This window comes from Flavobacterium sp. HTF (genome assembly GCF_003105115.1).
Taxonomy (GTDB): domain Bacteria; phylum Bacteroidota; class Bacteroidia; order Flavobacteriales; family Flavobacteriaceae; genus Flavobacterium.
Genome location: NZ_QETH01000032.1, coordinates 1 through 23,461 on the forward strand (window position 1 = coordinate 1; position 23,461 = coordinate 23,461).

At 34.9% G+C, this 23,461-nt stretch carries 22 protein-coding genes; 15 read left to right on the forward strand and 7 right to left on the reverse strand.

Translation table 11 applies throughout. The features are described 5' to 3' along the window. Positions 1-120: 120 nt before the first annotated feature. Positions 121-1,119, forward strand: a complete 999-nt coding sequence (locus DCO46_RS11555; RefSeq protein ID WP_124019560.1) for a hypothetical protein — start codon at positions 121-123, stop codon at positions 1,117-1,119. A gap of 135 nt (positions 1,120-1,254) precedes the next feature. Beyond that, positions 1,255-1,761: a GNAT family N-acetyltransferase gene (locus DCO46_RS11560; RefSeq protein ID WP_116752688.1), complete on the forward strand. Its 507-nt coding sequence runs from the start codon at positions 1,255-1,257 to the stop codon at positions 1,759-1,761. A 248-nt stretch (positions 1,762-2,009) separates the two neighbouring features. On the opposite strand, the gene DCO46_RS11565 is transcribed toward DCO46_RS11560, so the two are convergent. From DCO46_RS11565 to DCO46_RS11575, 3 genes are all read right to left on the reverse strand, one after another. Next, positions 2,010-2,393: a DUF3037 domain-containing protein gene (locus DCO46_RS11565; RefSeq protein ID WP_116752689.1), complete on the reverse strand. Its 384-nt coding sequence runs from the start codon at positions 2,391-2,393 to the stop codon at positions 2,010-2,012. Further along, positions 2,383-3,165: a HipA family kinase gene (locus tag DCO46_RS11570; RefSeq protein ID WP_116752690.1), complete on the reverse strand. Its 783-nt coding sequence runs from the start codon at positions 3,163-3,165 to the stop codon at positions 2,383-2,385. The genes DCO46_RS11565 and DCO46_RS11570 overlap by 11 nt, the downstream gene beginning before the upstream one ends. Positions 3,166-3,376: 211 nt before the next feature. Then, positions 3,377-4,225: an NAD(P)H-hydrate dehydratase gene (locus DCO46_RS11575; protein ID WP_116752691.1), complete on the reverse strand. Its 849-nt coding sequence runs from the start codon at positions 4,223-4,225 to the stop codon at positions 3,377-3,379. Between the two features lie 261 nt (positions 4,226-4,486). Here DCO46_RS11575 and gcvT point away from each other — a divergent pair, with 261 nt between their 5' ends. The 4 genes from gcvT to DCO46_RS11595 all read left to right on the forward strand — a co-directional run bounded on the left by gcvT (position 4,487) and on the right by DCO46_RS11595 (position 9,026). After that, positions 4,487-5,569, forward strand: coding sequence for a glycine cleavage system aminomethyltransferase GcvT (gene gcvT, locus DCO46_RS11580; RefSeq protein ID WP_116752692.1), 1,083 nt, complete (start codon positions 4,487-4,489; stop codon positions 5,567-5,569). 250 nt (positions 5,570-5,819) lie between these two features. Further along, a complete protein-coding gene (locus DCO46_RS11585) occupies positions 5,820-7,850 on the forward strand; it encodes a S41 family peptidase (RefSeq protein WP_116752693.1) in 2,031 nt (676 codons plus the stop codon). A 154-nt stretch (positions 7,851-8,004) separates the two neighbouring features. Further along, entirely contained in the window at positions 8,005-8,718 is a 714-nt protein-coding gene (locus DCO46_RS11590) for a YebC/PmpR family DNA-binding transcriptional regulator (RefSeq protein WP_007811539.1), read from the forward strand. 104 nt (positions 8,719-8,822) lie between these two features. Further along, a complete protein-coding gene (locus tag DCO46_RS11595; protein WP_116752694.1) occupies positions 8,823-9,026 on the forward strand; it encodes a hypothetical protein in 204 nt (67 codons plus the stop codon). A 59-nt stretch (positions 9,027-9,085) separates the two neighbouring features. Here the strand turns inward: DCO46_RS11595 and DCO46_RS11600 are convergent, their stop codons facing one another. The 3 genes from DCO46_RS11600 to DCO46_RS11610 all read right to left on the reverse strand — a co-directional run bounded on the left by DCO46_RS11600 (position 9,086) and on the right by DCO46_RS11610 (position 13,528). After that, positions 9,086-10,000: a LamG domain-containing protein gene (locus tag DCO46_RS11600; protein WP_116752695.1), complete on the reverse strand. Its 915-nt coding sequence runs from the start codon at positions 9,998-10,000 to the stop codon at positions 9,086-9,088. Positions 10,001-10,356: 356 nt separating this feature from the next. Continuing rightward, the gene (locus DCO46_RS11605) at positions 10,357-11,397 is read right to left on the reverse strand and encodes a PLP-dependent cysteine synthase family protein (RefSeq protein ID WP_116752727.1); all 1,041 of its coding nucleotides are present in this window, start codon (positions 11,395-11,397) and stop codon (positions 10,357-10,359) included. A gap of 70 nt (positions 11,398-11,467) precedes the next feature. Further along, a complete protein-coding gene (locus tag DCO46_RS11610) occupies positions 11,468-13,528 on the reverse strand; it encodes a S9 family peptidase (protein WP_116752696.1) in 2,061 nt (686 codons plus the stop codon). Between the two features lie 141 nt (positions 13,529-13,669). On the opposite strand from DCO46_RS11610, the gene DCO46_RS11615 reads away from it, so the two are divergent. Continuing rightward, positions 13,670-13,990 (forward strand): YbaB/EbfC family nucleoid-associated protein, encoded by a 321-nt coding sequence (locus tag DCO46_RS11615; protein ID WP_116752697.1) that lies wholly within the window; start codon positions 13,670-13,672, stop codon positions 13,988-13,990. A 223-nt stretch (positions 13,991-14,213) separates the two neighbouring features. Here the strand turns inward: DCO46_RS11615 and DCO46_RS11620 are convergent, their stop codons facing one another. Beyond that, a complete protein-coding gene (locus DCO46_RS11620; RefSeq protein ID WP_116752698.1) occupies positions 14,214-15,233 on the reverse strand; it encodes a threonine aldolase family protein in 1,020 nt (339 codons plus the stop codon). A gap of 150 nt (positions 15,234-15,383) precedes the next feature. Here DCO46_RS11620 and prfB point away from each other — a divergent pair. The 8 genes from prfB to hemN all read left to right on the forward strand — a co-directional run bounded on the left by prfB (position 15,384) and on the right by hemN (position 23,459). Then, a protein-coding gene (gene prfB / locus DCO46_RS11625; RefSeq protein WP_116752699.1) for a peptide chain release factor 2 occupies positions 15,384-16,482 on the forward strand; the annotation gives its coding sequence in 2 pieces (ribosomal slippage) (positions 15,384-15,446 and positions 15,448-16,482; 1,098 coding nt in all). A gap of 78 nt (positions 16,483-16,560) precedes the next feature. Further along, positions 16,561-17,007 carry a peptide-methionine (R)-S-oxide reductase MsrB gene (gene msrB / locus DCO46_RS11630; protein WP_116752700.1) on the forward strand — a complete coding sequence of 149 codons (447 nt, stop codon included), beginning with the start codon at positions 16,561-16,563 and terminating at the stop codon, positions 17,005-17,007. Positions 17,008-17,598: 591 nt separating this feature from the next. Continuing rightward, positions 17,599-18,597: a UDP-3-O-(3-hydroxymyristoyl)glucosamine N-acyltransferase gene (gene lpxD, locus DCO46_RS11635; RefSeq protein ID WP_116752701.1), complete on the forward strand. Its 999-nt coding sequence runs from the start codon at positions 17,599-17,601 to the stop codon at positions 18,595-18,597. Between the two features lie 156 nt (positions 18,598-18,753). Continuing rightward, positions 18,754-20,382: an acyl-CoA carboxylase subunit beta gene (locus tag DCO46_RS11640; RefSeq protein ID WP_116752702.1), complete on the forward strand. Its 1,629-nt coding sequence runs from the start codon at positions 18,754-18,756 to the stop codon at positions 20,380-20,382. A gap of 119 nt (positions 20,383-20,501) precedes the next feature. Then, on the forward strand, positions 20,502-20,924 hold the full coding sequence (locus tag DCO46_RS11645) for a DoxX family protein (protein ID WP_116752703.1): 423 nt from the start codon (positions 20,502-20,504) through the stop codon (positions 20,922-20,924). A 121-nt stretch (positions 20,925-21,045) separates the two neighbouring features. Then, entirely contained in the window at positions 21,046-21,393 is a 348-nt protein-coding gene (locus DCO46_RS11650; RefSeq protein WP_116752704.1) for a hypothetical protein, read from the forward strand. 104 nt (positions 21,394-21,497) lie between these two features. Further along, a complete protein-coding gene (locus DCO46_RS11655; RefSeq protein WP_116752705.1) occupies positions 21,498-21,974 on the forward strand; it encodes a hypothetical protein in 477 nt (158 codons plus the stop codon). Positions 21,975-22,094: 120 nt separating this feature from the next. After that, entirely contained in the window at positions 22,095-23,459 is a 1,365-nt protein-coding gene (gene hemN / locus DCO46_RS11660) for an oxygen-independent coproporphyrinogen III oxidase (protein WP_116752706.1), read from the forward strand. Positions 23,460-23,461: the final 2 nt, after the last annotated feature.

Below are 23,461 nucleotides of genomic sequence, written 5' to 3' on the forward strand. Positions count from 1 at the left end.
ATAATTTTAGTAAAAAAAGCATGAAAACGGTTGAAATTAAATTTGGTTCAAAAGAATAAAGCTATACCTTTCGCACCGATTCCCAAATCGTATTCTAACCCAAATAATTACAACCTACACATGAAGAAAATTACTTTAGGATTTTTATTTATTTGTCTGTCTATGCTTGTTATAAGCTGCTCAAATGAAGAAAAACCATCGACTACTCCACAAGCTACAGATCCGAGACTGCCAAATCAGGAAAATTTTAAACCGGCAATACAATTGGTTCCCAAAGCCGTTACGGCAAAAAGTACCGGAAAATCAACTGAAACAAAACAGCAGCGCCTTGTTAAAGAATTGGTATTTGATGTGGTAACAGATGATAACGGAGCAGAAATACACGAAAATTTTACCGACAGACGTTATACCTATGACGCTAAAGGAAGGTTACATTCTGTAGACAAATATATTGACGGTCAATTGTTTAAAAACATAACAAAATTTGATTTTGACGACGCTCACAAAGTAACCAATACCTATTATGCTGACATTGTTGCCGAAATCAACAGTGGCGGTTATATCTCGAAAGTGACAGCACCGAGCGGAACTGTAACGGACATTTTTTATGACGAAATCGGGCGTGATGTAAAAGAAACTGAAAAAGGGACTTATACTCAAATTATTCAGGAACTTCAGCCGGATGGCAGTTATGAAGCCGTTTCGGTTACTAAGCCAAAAACCGCTACTTATTTATACAGTTATGTTGACAACAAAGTTTTTGTAAACATCGTAACGACACAGCAAAACTACGCCAAACGTGTTACAACCAATGGTGTTATTAGTTATACTTTTGCTGACAGGGTGGTCGAAACAACGTATGAACTTACGGTTGACTATACAAAAGCGGGAGTTTACTCGAGCGAGCCAATCTTTAGATGTTATATTTATAACTGGATGCACATTCTGGACTGGAAAATCAAAGCGGTTTCTGAAGGTACTACCATGTACGAACTTCATTATGAGTATGATTATAAATATGACACAAACGGTTATCTGACAGAATCTAATCTTAAAATAACCGATTTGAGTGCTCCTTCTGAACAAACACTGACAAGAACTTTATATACTTACGAATAAAGAAACTATATTTTTAATATAAAAAAGCGCGAACACTTTCTGTTTTTGCGCTTTTTTTATTGCAATTATTTTTAAAGTATTTTCATTTTGAAGCCTTTTCCTACCTTTGATAAAAAAATACAATTTACACGATCAATGATTACAAAAGCAACACTGGCAGATATTCCTGCTTTAAACCAATTAATAAATTCTGCTTACAGAGGAGAATCTTCTAAAAAAGGCTGGACTACAGAAGCCAATTTATTGGAAGGAAAAAGAACGAATGAAGAAGAATTGGCCGAAATTATAAATAATCCAAAAAATACAATTCTGAAATATACCGAAAATGACAACATAATCGGATCTGTTTTGCTGGTTGAAAAAGAAAATCAGTTGTACTTAGGCATGCTGACTGTTTCTCCCGAATTACAAAATAGCGGAATCGGTAAAAAAATGCTCGCCGAAGCAGAAAACCACGCCAGAGCTTTAGGATTGTCTTCGATTATAATGACGGTAATTTCTGTGCGTGAGGAACTGATCGCATGGTACAAACGTCACGGTTATGTCGATACGGGCGAAAGAGAGGCTTTTCCCGAGAGCGGAATTCATGTTACGATTTCCCCAAATCCGCTGGAGTTTATCTTTTTGGAAAAGAAGATTTAAGGTTTTTTTGTTTCAGGTTTAAAAGTTTCAAGTTTCAGGTTTCAGGTTTCAGGTTTTGCCGCAGAGATGAGATTTGCAGAGTTTTTACATGAATGAGTATGGTTTGTCATTCTGAGGAACGAAGAATCACACCAGTAACTCTACAAAGGTTATAATCTTTATGGAAATTCTTGTGTGATTCTTCGTTCCTCAGAATGACAACACAAAACCTTTGAACCTCTGCCCCTCTGAACCTTTGAACCTATAAACTAAAGAACCAACTCTTCAAACAATCTCTGAATTGTTTTTTCCAAATCCTCACATACGCCCGGGTGCGGCCTTGACGTTTGTATGGCAGAACTTCTGATTGCCGTTAACCAGCGAAAACGCTCCGGAATCTCAAATTCGGCAATTGGACCGCCGTCTTTGGTTCCTTTTGTGATTTTCTCCAGTGAGGTTAAATTGCACTCTAATTGTTCGATGTCAAAATCGGCAGAAAGAGCTTGTATTTTTTCTTTATTTAAATGAAAAAGAACCTTTATAAATTTTGCTTTTTTACAAAACAAAATCACTCCGATATTCAGGAATTCTTCGCGCTCTACTCTTGGTACCACACGAATCACGGCATACTCATATAAGTGATTATCTTGCATTTTGCGCCTGATTTACAAAGATTTCTGAATTATTTAATCTCGTCTGCAAAAACTGTAGGTATACATTTCGCAATGCTTCGGGTGTTTCTTCCGTGTCTTCCCACTGCAGCCACTCAAACGGAATCGTATTGACAATATCTTCAAGAATTTCCGGAGTCAAAATAGCTTTATATTCTGCATCAACTTCTTTTAAAAGTGAAGCCTGAGGCAACAAAACGTGATCTTTTATTAGTGCAAACGGGCTTTTGGCATGCTGCTCCCAATTGTTCCAGGAATGATGAAAATACAGACATGCACCATGATCAATAAGCCATAATTCCTTATGCCAAATCAACATATTGGTGTTTTTAAAAGTTCTGTCAACATTTGTAATATAAGCATCCAGCCAGACGATTTGTGAAGCTAATTTTGCATCAACTGTCGTTACCACAGGATCAAAAGTAATCGCGCCAGACAAAAAATGAAGTGCCAAATTTAGTCCCTGGCTTCCTTGCAGGAGATCCTGGATTTCTTCGTCGGCTTCGGTTCTTCCGAAAGCTTCGTCAAGATTGGCAAAAACTAATTCGGGCAACTGTAGTTTTAAAGCTTTTGCAATTTGTCCGCCTACCAATTCGGCAATCAAGGCTTTTACACCGTGTCCGGCACCTTTAAATTTTAATACATATTTAAAATCGTCATTGGCTTCTGCTAAAGCCGGCAGAGATCCGCCTTCACGCAAGGGCGTGATATATCGTGTAACGTTAACCGTTCTGAGATCGAAGTTGTTTTCCATATTACAAACTTACGAATATTTAGAAATTTTTGATTGCAGAGTTTAGATTGTAGATTTTAGATTGTAGATTTTAGATTGTAGATTTTAGATTGTAGATTTTAGATTGTAGATTGTAGATTGTAGATTTTAGATTTTAGATTGTAGATTGTAGATTTTAGATTGTAGATTGTAGATTTTTTAACTGCATGAAAAAACTTTGTGCCCTCTGCTGCTATTTTTCAAGGCTCAAAAACGCTTTTCCTAGATTCTTAATAATATCAGAAGCGATAAAGGATTGATATCCGGTTTTTGGAAGTGCAATATCTGCTGTCAAACCGTGAAGGTAAACCCCAAGTCTCACAGCCTGATCGGGCACATAGCCCTGTGCCAATAAACTCGTAATCATTCCGGTCAGTACGTCTCCGCTTCCGGCAGTCGCCAATGCCGCATTTCCGGTGGTATTCTGATAAATTTTACTTTGATTTACAATAAATGTCGGTGCGCCTTTCATCACAATAATAACTTTGTAATGTTCAGAAAAAGCAATTGTATTTTCAAACTTTTCAGTATCAGATTCCCAACTCCCGATTAATCTTTCGAGTTCTTTCGGATGTGGCGTCAGGATTGTATTTTCGGGCAGCAAGTCCAGCCATGATTTATTAAGGGATAATATATTCAGTGCATCAGCATCAAGAACTAACGGTTTATTTGCTGTTTTCAAAAAATTAAAAAGTGCTTTTTGACTTTCTTTGTCCTGCCCCATTCCCGGCCCAATTCCGATTGCCTCAGGCTCAACGGGCAAAACTATATTGGTAAGACAATTTTCATTTTCATCGGTAGCAGCCATAACTTCAGGAATACTGGTTTGTACAATTTGATAGCCACATTTGGGAACAAAAGCCGTTACAAGCCCGCACCCCGTTTTTAAACATGCTTTTGAAGCTAAAACCACAGCTCCAATTTTCCCATAACTTCCGCCAATAATAAGAGCATGCCCCTGAATTCCTTTATGTGCCAGAGGATTTACAGGTTTATAAAAAGTGAGGATTTCTTGTTTTGTTATTTGTAACGGAACTTTCATTGTAAGTATTTTGCGGTTTTAAAATTACAAAATTATCAAATGTCAGGAATTTTCTTATAAGTTAAATATTCGTTATTATTCATTTTATATGTTTTGCAATCAGGATTAAAAGAATCCCTTCTCTTTTTATTTTCTTTTAAAATCAAAAGATATAGCGAATAGCACGAAATAGCTGCCAATCATTACGAATTTTATAATTTATAGTAGTAATTTTCGATATTTTTTAAATAAATTTGCGACTCAATTTTTTAATTCAACACAATGAAAAATACTGCGCTTACGCACATACACGAAGGTTTAGGAGCAAAAATGCTTCCTTTTGCCGGCTACAATATGCCAATTACTTATGAAGGTGTTAATGCTGAACATGAAACGGTTCGTAACAGTGTTGGCGTTTTTGACGTTTCGCATATGGGCGAATTTTTACTTTCAGGACCAAATGCCCTGGCACTGATCCAAAAAGTTACTTCAAACGATGCTTCGACACTAACGATCGGAAGAGCGCAATATTCTTGTCTTCCAAACAATGAAGGCGGAATTGTAGATGATTTAATTGTGTACAAAATGAAAGAAGAGCAGTATTTACTTGTTGTAAATGCTTCTAATATTGAAAAAGACTGGAACTGGATTTCATCACACAATGATCTGGGTGTTGAAATGAAAAATATATCTGATGATTATTCTTTATTGGCCATTCAGGGACCAAAAGCTGTTGAAGCTATGCAGTCTTTGTCTTCTATTGATTTAGCTGCAATCGCTTATTATCATTTTGAAGTAGCCGATTTTGCCGGAATTGAGCACGTAATCATTTCTGCAACCGGTTATACTGGTTCTGGCGGATTTGAAATTTACTGTAAAAACAGCGAAGTAGAACAAATCTGGAATAAAGTTTTTGAGGCTGGTGCCGCTTTCGGAATCAAGCCTATTGGTCTTGCAGCTCGTGATACTTTACGCCTTGAAATGGGTTTCTGCCTATACGGAAACGATATTAATGATACAACTTCACCGCTTGAAGCAGGTTTAGGATGGATTACTAAATTCACAAAAGAATTCACTAATTCGGATAGTCTTAAAAAACAAAAAGAAGAAGGTGTTACAAAAAAATTAGTGGCGTTTGAAATGCAGGAACGCGCAGTTCCAAGACACGATTACGAAATTGTGGATGCAACTGGTGCTGTTATTGGAATTGTAACTTCCGGAACTATGTCGCCTTCTATGAACAAAGGAATCGGATTAGGTTATGTTACGGTAAACAATAGTGCTGTTGACAGCGATATCTATATTAGAATCAGAAAGAATGATGTTCCTGCAAAAGTGGTAAAACTGCCTTTTTACAAGAAATAATTATTTTTTAAAACCATATTTTAAATGCATTGCAATGAAAATTGTAATGCATTTTTTTTGCCCTGAACTCACATTTTAAATCTGAAATGAATTACAATTGGTGAATTTGTCAAAATTATGCTCAGATTGATAACAAATACACTTTGTGCGAATGGTCGATAAAATTATTTCTTCAACGATTTTTTAGCGAAAATACTGTCTTTTATCGAAAAATTACCGTAATTTTAGGGTAAACGATGATTTCAAATCTATGAAAAATATATTTTTAGTATTCATTTTAAGCACGAGTGTCCTTTTTGGTCAGGACAGTGACAAAACATGCGAAATACTAAACAAAATAAATGTGGTGATACAAACAGAACATGTTCGCCCAAAACCAATTGATGACAGTCTTTCTGTTTTTGTTTTTGATAATCTTATTAACGAGTTAGATCCTTCCAGAAATATATTTTTTTTAAGCGAATACAATGAAATGTATCAAAATTACCGCTTAAATTTAGACAACTTAATTCTTGAAAATGATTGTCGCTTTTTGGGAGATATTACCAATAAATACAGAAACGGTCTTTTGAGAACCAAAGCTGTTTTGGAGAAAATCCAAAATGAGCCTATGGATTATACGAAAAAAGATACCATACGATTTTACAAAAAATCGTTCCCTTTTTACCTCGTAAAAGAAAACCTGGAAAAGGTCTGGGCAAAAAAACTTCGTTATCAGATTTTAGATGATATTGCAGAAACCAGCGATAACCTGGATTCTATAAAAGCGAACTTCAAATCGATTGAAGCAGTGTCAAAAAATATGATTTTATCTAATGAAATCTGCAGAATAAACACATTACTCGAATCAAAAAGCACACAGGAAGAAAAACTATATAACTTCTTCTGCACTTATTTTGATCCGCATACGGCCTATTTTAGTAATGATTCCAAATCGAGTTTTGTTGCTTCCCTGTCCAAAGAGCATTTGTCATTGGGAATGACGGTTAACCTCAACGAAAAGAACGAAATCATAATTGATGAAATCGATCCGAATGGCCCTGCATTTAAAACCGGGCAAATCAAAAAAGGCGATCAGATTGTTTCGGTATCCAATCAAAAAGAAACTTTGCAGGTTTCCTGTGCTTCCTTAGAATCTATTTCGACCATGATTTTATCCGAATCAAATCGAAATATTGTCCTTACGTTAAAACGAAATTCAGGCAAAAATTTTGATGTCTATATTGAAAAACAGGTCATGAAGGATGAAGAAAATTCTGTTTTTAGTTTTATAGTGGGCAAAGATGATAAAATCGGGTATATTAAAATTCCAAGTTTTTATGCCGATTTAGACGGAAACAGCAGAAAAGGCTGTGCCGATGATGTGGCCCGTGAAGTGATAAAACTTGAAAAAGATAATATTAAAGGCCTTGTAATTGACCTGATTGACAATGGCGGCGGTTCTATGGAAGAAGCCATAAAACTGGCGGGAATGTTTGTTGATTATGGTCCGCTTTCTGTAGTGGTAGATAACAAAAAAAATCAATCTGTAATACAAGATCCGTACAGAGGATTAATTTACAAAGGTCCTATTGTAGTTTTGATAAATAGTAACACGGCTTCGGCGAGTGAGTTTTTCTCTTCTATTTTACAGGATTATAACCGCGCTTTGTTGTTGGGCAGTAATACGCTCGGAAAAGCAACAATGCAGACCATTCTTTCGCTTGACGAAGACAAAAACACTGATTTCCTGAAAATTACAATTAATAAATTCTACAGAATTACAGGCAAAAGCCATCAATATATTGGCGTTAAACCAGATGTAATTCTGCCTGAATTTTACGAAGACGTATATCAGAAAGAAAGTGATTTTCCGACAGCAATTAAAAATGACAGCATAGAAACTTTTTTAAAATACAAACCCTATGTAAAGAGAAATCTTATAGACAAAATTGCCACTAACAGTTCTCTGAGATTAGCCGATAATTTTTATTTTAATGATATAAAGAAAATCAACAAAAAAATTGATCTGATCGTGAATGTACCGAAATCAGAAATTCCGATGACTCTGGACGCAATTTTTGAGCAGAAAAACACAATTAACTCACTTTGGAAAGACATTCACACTTTTAACGACGACAACAATCCTCTGGATATTTCCAATTCTACTGTCAATCAATTTCTATTGGGCGCCTACCCTACTGAAAAAACGATAAACCAGTATCAGATCAATAATCTGAAAACAAATCCATACCTCAACGAAGCTGTAAATATCATTACTGAATTTAATAGCTCAAAATAAAATCTTGCTCTTTTTTGCTTCAGGTTGACGGTTCATACTGTACCTAAAAGCAGAAACCTGAAAGTCCGAACTTAAACATTAAAAAAAGAATAGTTTTGATTTTGGAAAAATAAGGAATAACCGTATTTTTGCATCACAAAATAAAAAATTAGTAATGGGAAGAGCGTTCGAATTTAGAAAAGGAAGAAAAATGAAACGTTGGTCTGCAATGGCCAAAACATTTACCCGAATTGGTAAAGATATCGTTATGGCTGTTAAAGAAGGTGGTCCTAACCCAGATGCCAATTCTAGATTAAGAGCTGTAATACAAAATGCAAAAGCGGCCAACATGCCTAAGGACAATGTGGAGCGCGCTATAAAAAATGCAAGTAATAAAGATACTGCCAATTATAAAGAAATTTTGTTTGAAGGATATGCTCCTCACGGAATTGCAATTTTGATTGAAACAGCATCTGACAACAATAACAGAACTGTAGCAAATATTCGTAGCTATTTTAATAAATGTAATGGTACAATGGGAACTCAGGGTTCTGTTGAGTTTATGTTTGACCATACATGTAACTTTAGAATTGCAAAAGGAAATCTTGATCCTGAAGAATTAGAATTAGAGTTAATTGATTTTGGTGCAGAAGAAGTTTTTGAAGATGAAGACGGAATATTAATCTATGCCCCTTTCGGAAGTTTTGGTGCTTTGCAAAAAGAATTAGAAAACAGAGGTCTTGAAATTTTATCTTCTGGTTTTGAGCGTATTCCTCAAATCACAAAAGAACTTACTGAAGCACAAATCGCTGATGTAGAGAAGTTAATAGAAAAAATAGAAGAAGATGATGACGTAATGAACGTTTATCACACAATGAAAGAAGAATAATTTTTTTCTTTATATAAAATCAAAGCCTTGAATATTCAGGGCTTTTTTATTTTTATAACCGGAAAATCATATTAACTACTATATTTGCAAAAAAAGATAAAAAAATGAATGCATCAAAATACACAAAAGTTGCTGTAATTGTACTAGTAGTTTTATTTCTCGTATTGAGCGTAATAAGTTGTACTACCCATACACATTCTCATACAAGAGCAACAACAACCAAAAAAGTTCCGCCAGGACAGGCAAAAAAGATGTCAGGAGACAAAAACGCAAAAGCTTACGCTCCGGGGCAGCAGAAAAGAAAGTAAAAAAGAAAGTCTTCTGGGAATCAGAAGACTTTCTTTTTTTATTTAAGTTAGTAATTAAATTACTTTTTTACAGGCGCTTTGTTTGTCACTTTTACCAAATAAGTTCCTTCGGGTAAATCTGCAATATTAGAAGCATTAATTCCAATTACTTTATTTCCCTGCGAAAAGACCTCAACCGTTTTTGATACCGTATAGGCATTATCTGCAGATTCTGTCGCAGCAGGTGCTGGACTTTTAGATTTTACAGCAGTACCGGCACCAGATCCCGATACAGCCTTTTTTATTGGCGCTGCAGTTTCGGCTACCTGAGATACAGCAGGTTTTGAACTGGTATAAGACTCCATAACCTGTTCGTCAGTCATAGCTACATTGTAAATTTTCAGGTCATCAATATCTGCATTTATGCCAATTGTAGTGTTCAATTCACCCAGTCTGAAAATATAACCTTTTGTAACACGTGAAATTCCATCTGCTGATTTTAATAATTCACCATTACGATAAACTTTTGAAACTTTGCCATCATAGGTAATGCTATATTGATACCATACCTCTTTAGCCAAAGGGGCCGAAGTGACAATATCATTGGCAGCTCCCCATCCGGTAAAATTAACTTCTGAGTTTCCGCCAGCCGCAGCTTGTTGTAACAAACCAAAATATTGACCATTTACAGGGCCGCCATAACCTAAAATATAATTTGGTGCAGTAATGGTATTAAATTTTACCCAAATAGAGACAGATCTCGGTTTATTATCTTGCGGAAGATCTCCAACTACAGCCTGCAAAGCTTTATTGACTAATCTTTGGGCTCCTTTTGCAACTCCCATTCTGTCATTAACAAAATTTGCTGTTCCCAAGAAGGAAACTGTATTATCCTTGCTGTTTAGATTTCCATTAAAATTAAATTCCTGAACAGGATTTTGGGCATTACTATTTAAAAAACTTACAAACATTATAGTGAGTAGTATTTTTTTCATTACGGTAGATTTTTGGACATTAAAACATGCGTCATTTTAACACATCTAATCTATACTATTATACACTTTATCTAAAATTTTACCGATGATTGACACAAATAATCGTTGAAAAAATTAAAAAAGACGATTTTACTTACTTTATTTAAAACATAAAGCTTAGCAATATTCTTAAAATAATGATTTTGCTGCAAAAAAAAATCAGCTTCATCTCATACTGATACATTATTATTATAATTTTAAGAAAATCTCTTTTGACAAGTTATGCTTTTAAAGTTATCTTCTACTTCTGAATAATAGCAATAAAAAAAGTTCCTGATATCGCTATCAGGAACTTTATATTTTAAAAAGTATTTTTACTACTTTACAAATTCAATTTTTTGAACTTCTTCTTCATTGATACTATCAAAGAATCCTTGTTCGTTCATCCAGTCATCACTAAATACCTTACTCATGTATCTTGAACCGTGATCCGGGAAAATGGCAATAATATTACTTTCTTTTGTAAACTCACCTTCTTCTGCGTATTGCTTGATTGCCTGCATTACTGCACCTGATGTATATCCGACAAATAATCCTTCTTTACGGGTGATCTCTCTTGCTGAGTGAGCACTTTCCTCGTCGGTTACTTTCATGAATTTATCAATAATATCAAAATCTGTTGCAGACGGGATAAGATTTTTTCCTAAACCTTCAATACGGTACGGATAAATTTCTTTATTATCGAACTCTCTTGTTTCGTGGTATTTTTTCAATACTGATCCAAAAGCATCAACACCTAGAATTCTAATATTTGGATTTTGTTCTTTTAAGAATTTTGCTGTCCCCGAGATAGTTCCTCCTGTACCGCTGCATGCAATTAAATGCGTGATTTTTCCTTTTGTCTGTTCCCAGATTTCCGGACCTGTAGTGTTGTAGTGGGCATCAATATTCAGCTGATTAAAATATTGATTGATGTAAACTGATCCTTTGGTTTCTTCGTGTAATCGTTTAGCGACATTATAGTAAGATCTTTCATCATCGGCAGAAACGTGAGCGGGGCAAACATATACTTTGGCTCCTAAACTTCTCAACATGTCAATTTTATCTTTCGATGATTTTGAGCTTACTGCCAAAATACAGTTGTAACCTTTTATAATGCTTACCATTGCCAGACTAAATCCTGTATTTCCCGATGTAGTTTCTATAATGGTATCTCCTGGAGAAAGAATTCCTTTTTTCTCGGCTTCTTCAATAATATATAACGCTATTCTATCTTTTGAGGAATGTCCCGGATTAAAAGCTTCTACCTTTGCGTAGAAATTTCCTTCTAACTCTTCGGTGATTTTATTTAGTTTAATAAGCGGGGTATTACCTATTAATTCTAAAACATTATTATAAGCGTTTATTTCTTCTTTCATAAAAAAATAGTTAATCAAAGGCATTTTTAAATAACCCTGATAGGTTGCAAATTTAACAAAAAATTTCTAATTAGCTTTTAATTTTCTCTAAATCTAATAAAAAACTAAATTCTTTTGCTAAGTCTTTTAGGGCTTCAAATCGTCCTGAAGCTCCGCCGTGTCCGGCATCCATGTTGGTATCAAGAAACAAAAATTTATCATTTGTTTTCATGTCCCTCAACTTTGCCACCCATTTGGCCGGCTCCCAATACTGCACTTGTGAATCGTGCAATCCTGTGGAAACGTACATATTAGGGTATTCTTGTGACTTAATGTTATCATACGGCGAATAGGATAACATGTAATCGTAATATTTTTTATTGTTTGGGTTTCCCCATTCATCATATTCACCCGTTGTTAACGGAATACTGTCATCAAGCATTGTTGTGATAACGTCGACAAAAGGAACCTGAGCAATAACTCCGTTATATAATTCAGGGGCCTCATTTATGATCACTCCCATTAATAATCCTCCTGCCGATCCTCCTTCTGCATATAAATGTTCAGAAGAAGTAAATTTTTCGTTAATTACAAATTTAGAGCAATCGATGAAATCTGTAAAGGTATTTTTCTTTTTTAACAGTTTTCCATCTTCATACCATTGTCTTCCTAAGTCCTCACCTCCTCTAATATGGGCAATTGCGTATATAAATCCTCTATCCAGCAAAGAAAGCCTTGTTGACGAAAAATAGGTATCCATTGTGATTCCGTACGAACCATAAGCGTAAAGCAATAGTGGATTTTTACCATTTTTCTTAAGTCCTTTTCTGTAAACCATAGAAATCGGAACCTTTACTCCGTCTCTTGCAGTTGCCCAGACACGTTCTTCTATATAGTTTTCTTTGTCAAATTTCCCTCCTAAAACCTCTTGTTCTTTTAAGATATCTTTGGTTTTAGTTTTCATATTAAAATCAATTACAGACGACGGAGTCGCAAGTGACTGATAGCTGTATCGCAAAATATCGGTATCAAAATCTATATTGGTTGTTGTGTAGGCGTTATAAGTTTCGCTTCCGAAAGGCAAATAATAATCTGCTTCGTCATTCCATGGCATAATACGGATATGATTTAATCCGTTTGAACGCTCTTCAACAACTAAATAGTTTTTAAAAATCTCAATATCTTCTAATAAAACATCTTCACGATGCGGAATAAGATCTACCCAATGCTTTTTTTCTGTCCTGTTTTCAGGTGTTTTCATCAGTTTGAAGTTGGTCGCCTTATCTTTATTTGTTAAAATATAAAATGAATCTTCAAAATGCGAAATACTGTATTCCAGTCCACGTACACGATTTTGGAAAACTTCAAATTCCCCATCCGGATTATCTGAGTTCAGAATCCTGTATTCTGTGGTTAAAGTGCTGCCTGATCCAATTACAATGTACTTTCTTGATTTTTCTTTGCTTACAGAAACACTAAAAGTATCATCCGTTTCATTAAAAACCAGTACATCATTTTTAGAATCAGTGTTTAGTTTATGTCTGAAAACCTTATCTGCTCTCAGTGTAACCTCATCTTGGCGTGTATAAAAAATAGTATTGTTATCATTAGCCCAAACAGATCCGCCTGTGGCATTTTCGATTTTATCGGCCAGAATCTCACCTGTTTCTAAATTTTTGATTTGAATGGTATAAATTCTCCTTCCGACAATATCAACACCGAAACTTGCAAACTTGTTATCCGGGCTTACACTTAAGCCTCCAAGTTTAAAATAAGCATGACCTTTTGCCAATTCATTACAATTGAACAGAATCTCTTCTTCTGCCGAAAGGCTTCCCTTTTTTCTGGAGAAAATTGGATAGTCCTGTCCGGTTTCAAATCGTGTAATATAATAATAACCATTATAGAAGTAAGGAACAGAAGAATCGTCTTCTTTGATTCTTCCTTTCATTTCTTCATACAAAGCATTCTGAAACTCTTTTGTATGTTCAGTCATGCTTTGGTAATATGAATTTTCCTGATTCAGATAATCAATGACTTCCGGATTTTCACGATCATTTAGCCAAAAATAATTATCAATTCGGGTTTCTTTATGTTTTTTTAATGTTTTTGGAATTATTTTGGCCTTTGGAGCCTTTATATTGTCTGGCATGGATTAAGCATTAATTTTATATATGAAGGGCAAAAGTACTATAAACACAATAGAACAGAATTAATATTTTCTTAAAATATTGCATTGATTTAATACAGCAATATACTAATTTTGTATGAAATAATTTAAAAATCAACAAAAATGGATTTAATGGGAATGATGGGTAAACTTAAAGAGACCCAACAAAAAATTGAAGATACAAAAAAGCGTCTTGATACTGTTTTAATTGACGAGCAAAGTGCTGATGGATTATTGAAAATAACATTGACTGCTAATAGAAAAGTACAATCAATCTCTATTGATGATTCTCTACTTGAAGATAAAGAACAATTGGAAGATTATTTAATTGTAACGCTTAATAAAGCTATTGAAAAAGCTACAAACGTAAACGAAAGAGAACTTGACGCCGTTGCCAAAATGGATATGCCAATGATTCCGGGAATGGATAATTTGTTTAAATAAGGGGCTAAGGCTTTAAGGAAATGAGGCTCTGAGGTTCTGAGGCTCTGAGGTTCTAAGGTTCTGAGGTTCTGAGGTTCTGAGGAAATGAATAAAAAAAAAAAGACGCACTTAATTGTGCGTCTTTTTTTTTATTCAAAGCAAAGAAAAAAACCTTTGTCACTTTGTATCTCAGAACCTTAGAACCTTTGTCCCTCTGAACCTTAGAGCCTCAGAACCTTTTTTTTTAAATCTTCGAAAGCATTTCAAGCACATAACTATGCATTACCTCTCTATAATCCAAGTGTGTTACAATTCGGAGCTTATTATGTCCCATTGAACTTATTGAAATGTTTTTTTGTTTTAGTTTTTCTATTAAAAGCTGATCGCTGTATCCTTCTGCCAGCGAAAAAATCAAAATATTGGTTTCTACAGGTTCTACAGCAGCTACCCAGGTTTTTTTACTTAAAACATTTGCAATTTCTTTTGCTCTTCTGTGATCTTCTGCCAGTCTTTCGATATTATGGGCTAATGCGTATAATCCTGCTGCGGCCAAATAGCCTACCTGACGCATTCCTCCTCCAAGTATTTTTCTGATTCTCAACGCTCTATGAATATCTGCTTTGGTTCCAAGTAACACGGAACCAATTGGAGCTCCCAATCCTTTGGACAAACAAACTGATATGGTATCGAAAATAGCTCCAAATTCCTTTGGATTTTGCCTTTTTGCAACCAATGCATTCCATATTCTGGCGCCATCCAAATGAAATTTCAAATTGTTAGCGTCACAGACTTTTTTTATTTCTCTTAAATCCTCTAGTTCATAACAGGCACCGCCGCCTTTGTTGGTTGTATTTTCTACACAAACCAGACTCGTTAAGGGACTATGGTAAAATTCAGGATCATTGATTGCTGCTGCAACCTGAGCAGCGTTTATCATTCCGCGGTGACCGTCTAACAAACAGCATGAAACTCCGCTGTTAAAAGAAACTCCGCCCCCTTCATAATGATAAACATGTGCATATTTGTCGGCAATTAGCTGTTCACCTGGTTGTGTATGTAATTTAATTGCTGTTTGGTTTGCCATAGTTCCGGAAGGAAAAAAAAGTCCGGCTTCCATTCCAAAAAATTCAGCTACTCTTGTTTCAAGCTCAATAACCGTAGGATCTTGTTTATATACGTCGTCACCTACCTGGGCATTAAACATATACTGTAACATTTCGTGTGTAGGTTTGGTAATGGTATCGCTAATTAAATTTATTTCCATATTATAAAAACTATGTCTTATTTTTGTACAACAAAATTACGTATTACTGACAGTTATTCGAGACAAGTTTTAATAAACTTTAACCTTATGAATATCCGGAACCAAAATAACGTAATATTTATAAAAAACATATAAAACTACTATTAATTTATGACAACTACCGAACAAATAAAAGGTATTGTGGAGCGCCTTGGTGCGTTGAGGAGGTATCTTTGACGTTGATGCCAAACTAATCGAAATTGCTAACGAGGAAGAAAAAACTTTTGCACCTGATTTTTGGAACAATGCCAAAGAAGCAGAGATTATTGTAAAAAACCTTCGAAACAAGAAAAAATGGATTGAAGATTACAATAAAGCAATCGAACTCACAGATGAACTCCAACTCGCTTATGATTTCTACAAAGAAGGTGAACTTTCTGCTGAAGAATTAGACGAACATTATAACACTACGCAATCGCATATTGAGAACATAGAGTTCAAAAACATGCTTTCTGATGAAGGAGACAGCCTGAGTGCAGTTGTACAGATTACTGCGGGAGCAGGCGGAACTGAAAGCTGTGACTGGGCCGGAATGTTAATGCGTATGTACATGATGTGGGGAGAAAGCTATGGTTATAAGATCAAAGAACTTAACTTTCAGGAAGGTGATGTAGCGGGAATAAAAACCGTAACTTTAGAATTTGAAGGAGATTATTCTTTTGGATATCTAAAGGGAGAAAACGGTGTTCACCGCCTTGTCAGAATCTCTCCTTTTGACAGTAATGCCAAACGTCATACTTCTTTTGTATCTGTGTATGTTTATCCGCTTGTTGATGATAGTATCGAAATTGACATTAACCCTGCCGATATCGAAATTACTACTTCTCGTTCGAGTGGTGCGGGAGGACAAAATGTGAATAAGGTTGAAACAAAAGTACAATTGGTACATAAACCAACCGGAATCCAGATTCAGTGTTCGGAAACACGTTCGCAACAAGACAACAGACAGCGTGCCATGCAGATGTTACGTTCTCAGTTGTACGAAATCGAATTGAAAAAACAACAGGCACAACGAGCTGATATTGAAGCCGGAAAAATGAAAATTGAATGGGGTTCCCAAATACGTAATTACGTAATGCAGCCTTATAAATTAGTAAAAGATGTTCGTACCGGCTACGAAACCAGCGATGTTGACGGCGTTATGAACGGAAATATTGATCCTTTCCTAAAAGCATTTTTAATGATGATGGGACAAAAAGAGGAAGAATAGTATTTTAGTTTTCAGGCAGCAAAACATAAGCCATGACTAAAAACCTGAAACCTTAAACCTGAACTAAAAAAAACAGTTATGATAAAATGGGCAGATGTAATTCGTTTTACAAATAAAGGAAATCCGACTCCTGACAAAAGAGTAGAGAAATCCGAAGAAGAATGGAAACAGCTTTTAACTCCTGAAGAATTTCAGGTAACGCGTTTAAAAGGAACTGAAAGATCTTTTAGTTCTGAATTATGCAGTTTGTTTGATCCCGGTATTTACGAATGTAAATGCTGCGGTACTATACTTTTTGATGCCAGCGAGAAATTTGAATCCGGAACAGGATGGCCTTCATTTACGCAGCCCTTAAAAGAAAATGCCGTTGGTTATCATGCCGATAAATCATACGGAATGATTCGTGTTGAAGTGGTTTGTAATACCTGCGACGCTCATTTAGGACATGTTTTTCCCGATGGGCCGGAACCAAGTGGATTACGCTATTGCATCAATGCTGTTTCACTTACCAAAATAAAAGAATAATACACTTTAGTAATTATTTTAAAGCGATTCATATTTATTTATGAATCGCTTTTTTTTGCTTTAAACTGATAATAAACACATTACAGACAAGAATAATTTTATTTTCTGAAAAATTATTTTTTAAAGTTTATCTTACTAATCTTTCTTTCAGGAAATGTTAATTGTGTGAAAGATTCAAAAATTTCAATTTTTACTCCTTTTTTTAGTTGTGTTAAAAAACAAATTATACAAAAACTTAAACCGGCTGGTTTGCTTTTTAATTAAAAAATTAGGGACGTTTTATAAAACTACTGGAAATACCGTGCTTATAACGACATATCTAATTTATTTTCAACATATTAAAACCAAAAATACTCAACAAATACTATAGTTTTAGTTTGACAAATAGTGAAATATAAGTTAAAGAGAAAGCTAAGGGATAGTCAGGAATTTAAAAAACAATTACTAATTCAATATTTTTAATGTTAAAAAATAATTGTAAAATCATTATTCTAAAAAAATATTTAAAAAACTTCAAAGCAAGATTAGGTAATTCAAATCTAATTCATTTTATTTGGCGAAAATTAACCCCCATATAAATTTAATTATTAGATGAAATCCTATTCAATTCAAGAAATTAACGAAGTTATAAATGGTGAAATTTACGGCAGTACTTCTCACAGTATAACAGCTACAGAACAATTAGAAAAAGCAACAACTTCTGAAATTTCTTTTATAGGAAATAAAAAATATGAAAAATTATGGGAAGCCTCAAAAGCTGCAGTAGCAGTTGTTAATGAAGACATTTCTATTGAGCCGGGCGACAACCGTGCTTTTATTAAGGTAAAAAATGCTGATTTGGCAATGTCACAGATTTTAGCACTTTTTGCTCCTCCTACTCCTGTATTTCATAATGAAATTCACAGAACAGCCGTTATAGATGATACGGCTATTATTGGAGAAGGAAGCAGGATTGGTGCAGGTTGTTATATTGGTCCAAAAGTAGAAATTGCTGCAAACGTTACTATTTATCCAAATGTTACCATTTTAGACGAATGTACTATCGGAAAAAATACCATAATCTGGTCTGGAGCCGTAGTACGTGAGCGTTGTCATATTGGCAGCGATTGCATCATTCACCCAAATGCAACAATTGGAGCTGATGGTTTTGGTTTCCGTCCTTGTAAAGAAAAAGGTTTGGTGAAAATTCCACAAATTGGGAATGTAGTTATTGGCAACGGAGTTGAAATTGGAGCAAATACTTGTGTAGACCGAGGTAAATTTAGTTCAACTGTTTTAGGAGACGGCTGTAAAATTGATAATCTGGTTCAGATTGGGCATAATAGTAAATTAGGTAAATTTTGTATTATGGCCGGAAACAGCGGTTTAGCTGGTTCTGTGACCTTAGGAAACGGAGTTATTATTGGAGGAAGTGCCTCAATAAAAGACCATACTACAATTGGAGACGGCGCTGTTGTCGGAGCCGGGTCCGGAGTTGTTGGTGACATCCCTGCAGGAAAAACAATGTTGGGTTATCCTGCGGTAGAAGCCCGAGATGCTCTAAAACAATGGGCAATACTAAAAAGATTAGTTTGCGATTCTAAAAAATAAGTTCAATTTTTAAAATATATCCAAAAACAGAAGTTCGCTTCTGTTTTTTTTTGCTTTTTAAACAAATTTTTAATTTCAAACAATTCAGTTTATCGCGTTTATTTCAATTGATTTTGTAAATTAGCACACAGTATTTTGTAAAAACATCAATTTCTTATGGATTTAAACTTCAATAAAAACGAAGATCACAATAAACTATTACTTTCTGAATTAAAACAAAGATTTGCTAAAATCAAATTAGGCGGAGGCGAAAAACGTATCGCCAAACTCCACGCCGAAGGCAAAATGACAGCCCGCGAACGTATTGATTATTTATTGGATGAAAATTCAAAAAGTATAGAAATTGGAGGATTCGTGGGAGATGGAATGTACGCAGAACACGGTGGCTGTCCTTCCGGAGGAGTTGTCGTTAAAATAGGATACATCAGAGGAAAACAATGTATTGTTGTTGCCAATGATGCTACTGTAAAAGCCGGGGCATGGTTTCCTATTACAGGAAAGAAAAACTTACGTGCACAGGAAATTGCTATGGAAAACAGATTGCCTATTATATATCTGGTAGACAGCGCAGGGGTTTATTTACCGCTTCAGGATGAAATTTTTCCGGACAAAGAACATTTTGGACGTATTTTTAGAAATAATGCCCAAATGAGCAGCATGGGGATTACTCAGATCGCTGCCGTAATGGGGAGTTGTGTTGCCGGTGGTGCTTATCTCCCAATTATGAGCGACGAAGCTCTGATTGTAGATAAAACCGGAAGTATATTTCTCGCCGGAAGTTATCTGGTAAAAGCCGCTATAGGTGAAACTATTGACAATGAAACTCTTGGAGGTGCAACAACACATTGCGAAATTTCGGGAGTAACGGATTATAAAGCAAAGAACGATGCAGATGCTTTAGACAAAATAAAAAATATTGTAGATAAAATTGGTGATTTTGATAAAGCCGGATACAGCAGAATCAAAGCTGAAAAACCTGCCCTTGATCCAAAAGATATTTACGGAATACTACCAAAAGCCAGAAATGAACAATATGATATGATGGAAATCATTAATCGTTTGGTCGATAATTCTGAATTTGAGGCTTATAAAGATGGCTACGGACAATCATTAATTACGGGATACGCCAGAATAGATGGCTGGGCAGTTGGTATTATAGCCAACCAAAGAAAAGTGGTAAAGACCAAAAAAGGGGAAATGCAGTTTGGAGGCGTTATATATTCTGACAGTGCTGACAAAGCAACGAGATTTATTGCCAATTGTAATCAAAAGAAAATCCCGTTAGTTTTTTTACAGGACGTTACCGGATTTATGGTCGGTTCAAAATCAGAACATGGCGGAATTATTAAGGACGGTGCCAAAATGGTAAATGCCGTGAGTAATTCGGTTGTACCAAAATTTACTGTAATCGTAGGAAACTCATATGGTGCCGGAAATTATGCAATGTGCGGAAAAGCGTATGATCCAAGGTTAATCTTTGCCTGGCCAAGTGCTGAACTAGCCGTTATGGGTGGTACTCAGGCAGCAAAAGTACTGGCTCAAATTGAGGCTTCTTCGCTTAAAGCGAAAGGAGAAATTGTAGATGAAGCCAAAGAAGCTGAATTGTTCAATAAAATCAAGGCACGTTACGACGAGCAGACTTCTCCCTATTATGCTGCCTCAAGGTTATGGACAGACGCTATTATTGATCCTGTAGAAACCCGTACCTGGATTTCAATGGGAATAGAAGCTGCTAACCATGCTCCAATCCTAAAGCCTTTTAATTTAGGAGTGATTCAGGTTTAGGTAATGAATTCTTAAAAATCAATTAAATAAAAACAAAAAACTTATTTTCAGGCACTTACAAATGATTATCTGATTAAAAATTAGTAACTTAGTATGTAATTTTTAATCACGTAAATATCATGGAAAATGTAAAAAGTTTAAATAAATGGGCAAATGCGCACACTTATTTACCAGTAGACTTGGTACGTATTGTATTAGGCGTTTTTTTATTTATGAAAGGTGTTTATTTTGTAACCAATGCGCAATATCTGCATGATTTAATTTCACCAATTGATCAATTTGGAGGCGGAATGTTTTTATTACATTACATTGCCCCGGCCCATATGATTGGTGGAATTATGATTTTCTTTGGATTACTTACCCGCTGGGCCATCGCAGCACAATTGCCAATATTATTTGGAGCTGTTCTGGTAAACTCAATGGGACATATGCATTCTGAAAGCTTAATCTTAGCAATTGTCGTTTTATTGGTTTGTGTTTTCTTTTTATTTTACGGAGGAGGAAAACATTCAGCTGATTACTATTTCAAAATGCAACAATAATATTGTTTTATCCTCAGGAGTATTAAAAAACTATTGAGGATAAAATAATAACGTCCTTTCAAAGCGTTAATTAATTCTATAAAATTTCTTTAATTGTGTTTTATGAATTAAATTCGCCACCATGAACCGGATTCGTAAAACCGTTATTTTTATTTCATTTTTGGTTATAGCTTTCTTCGCTGCTCAGGCGAACAGCACTTCTATTGAAAAAACCGAAAATACAAAAACGGATACCAATTTATCTGTAGAGATACCGGATTCATTATCTTTTATACAACCTCAGGCCAGCTATCACTTTGTTGGAAATATAAAAACGAACTATCCGGCTTTAGCCAAATGGTTTGATTCTATACTGATGATTATTCCGGCTCATGAAGCTGTAAAATCAGTCTCAAACTTCAACAATCAACATTTAGGTCAGAGCACAAGACTATCGCTCCTCCTGTACCCCTTCCATTATTTTTGGTAATTATTTTTTTGAAATTTAGTTAGAAGAAATTCTTCTTCTCAAGGAATTAAACCGTTTTCATCTGAAAACCGTTTGATATTTCATAAAATTAATTTTAAAATAAAATGGATACAAGTGTAACTATAATTGGTATTGTGATTGCGATCATAGTAGCCATCCCGGTATATTTTTCTGCAAGGACAAATGCAGTCAACAAATCAAGAATTCTGAACATTAAAAAGAGATTCAATCCTTCACATCCCGAAAATTTTGATTTAACCGAATCTCAAAGCAATAAAACACTCACAATTGATCAGAAAAATAAAAAATTTATTCTGATGAATTTTAATCCAAATCAACAGGAATCCATTTTTGTAGATTTAGATACGATACTATCCTGTAAACTAATCCCGACAACAGATTCACATTCTGACACTATTGTAAAGATTGATTTTGAATTTCAGGAAAAAGATACATCAAAAAAAATCATTATTCCTTTTTATGATTTTGATGATGACCGCATCAAACAAATAAGTGTCTATCAGGATCATATGTTTGCAAAAAAATGGCTTAAAATCCTTCAGGATTCTATTTCTCGTTAGTTATTTAATTCACAAAAAAGAGGCTCAGACTGAGCCTCTTTTTTTTATTTCATACATGACATTTGTCATTTTATCCCTGAAGGGCTTATTTTAATTTTGATGAAAACTAAATCCGTCTTTATGAAAATTTCGCTAACTCAGAAATATAATGTTCCTGGCCCAAGATACACCAGTTATCCAACAGTCCCTTATTGGAACGAAGCAGCTTTTACTACAGAAAAATGGGAATCCTCATTTCAAAAAGCATTTTCAGAAAGCAATTCTCAAAACGGTATCAGTTTATACATTCATTTGCCGTTTTGCGAAAGTATGTGCACTTTTTGTGGCTGCAACAAGCGTATTACAAAAAATCATTCCGTAGAAGAAACTTATATAAAAGCACTTCTGAAAGAATGGAGTTTGTATTGTAGATTACTCCCTGAAAAACCAAGTATAAAAGAAATACATCTGGGCGGCGGAACACCCACTTTTTTTTCTGTAAAGAATTTGGAACATCTAATAAATGGCATTTTTAGCTATGCTAATAAAGCCTGTGATTATGAATTTAGTTTTGAAGGCCATCCAAACAATACAACTTACGAACAGCTTAAAAAATTATATGACTTAGGCTTTCGTCGCGTAAGTTTTGGTGTTCAGGATTATTCAGAAAAAGTACAGAAAGCCATTAATAGAATTCAGCCTTTCCATAATGTTGCAAAAGTAACTTTTTGGGCAAAAGAAATCGGCTATACTTCTATCGGACACGATATTATCTTTGGATTGCCTTATCAGACTATTGAAGATGTTGTAGATACTATCGAAAAAACAAATTCTCTAAAACCAGACAGGCTTGCATTTTACAGCTATGCGCATGTTCCGTGGATAAAAGGAAACGGACAGCGCGGTTTTAATGAAGAGAACCTCCCTAAAGATGCCGAAAAAAGAAAGTTATACGAGATAGGAAAAAAATTGCTCTCTCAAAATGGCTATCACGAAATCGGAATGGATCATTTTGCTTTATCTTCAGACAGCTTATATAAATCTGCCTACAATAAAAAAATGCATCGAAATTTTATGGGTTACAGCTCTTCAAAAACACAACTAATGATTGGCTTAGGCGTTTCGTCTATTAGCGACAGTTGGTATGCTTTTGCTCAAAACACCAAAAACCTTGAAGATTATTATCAATTATTAGAATGGGATAAACTACCTGTTATAAAAGGTCATATTTTGGATGAAGAAGATCTTATCATTAGAAAACACATTCTTAACTTAACATGCCAGCTCGAAACTTCCTGGAATGACAGCACTCTTTATTTTAAAGAGATTGAAGATGTTTTAGAAAATTTAAAAGAAATAGAAAAAGACGGTTTAATTATAATAGAAAAAGATAATCTCAGAATAACTGAAGCAGGAAGACCTTTTGTCCGTAATATTTGTATGGCCTTCGATTTACATCTAAAAAGAAAATCACCGGAAACAAACTTGTTTTCGATGACTGTTTAATT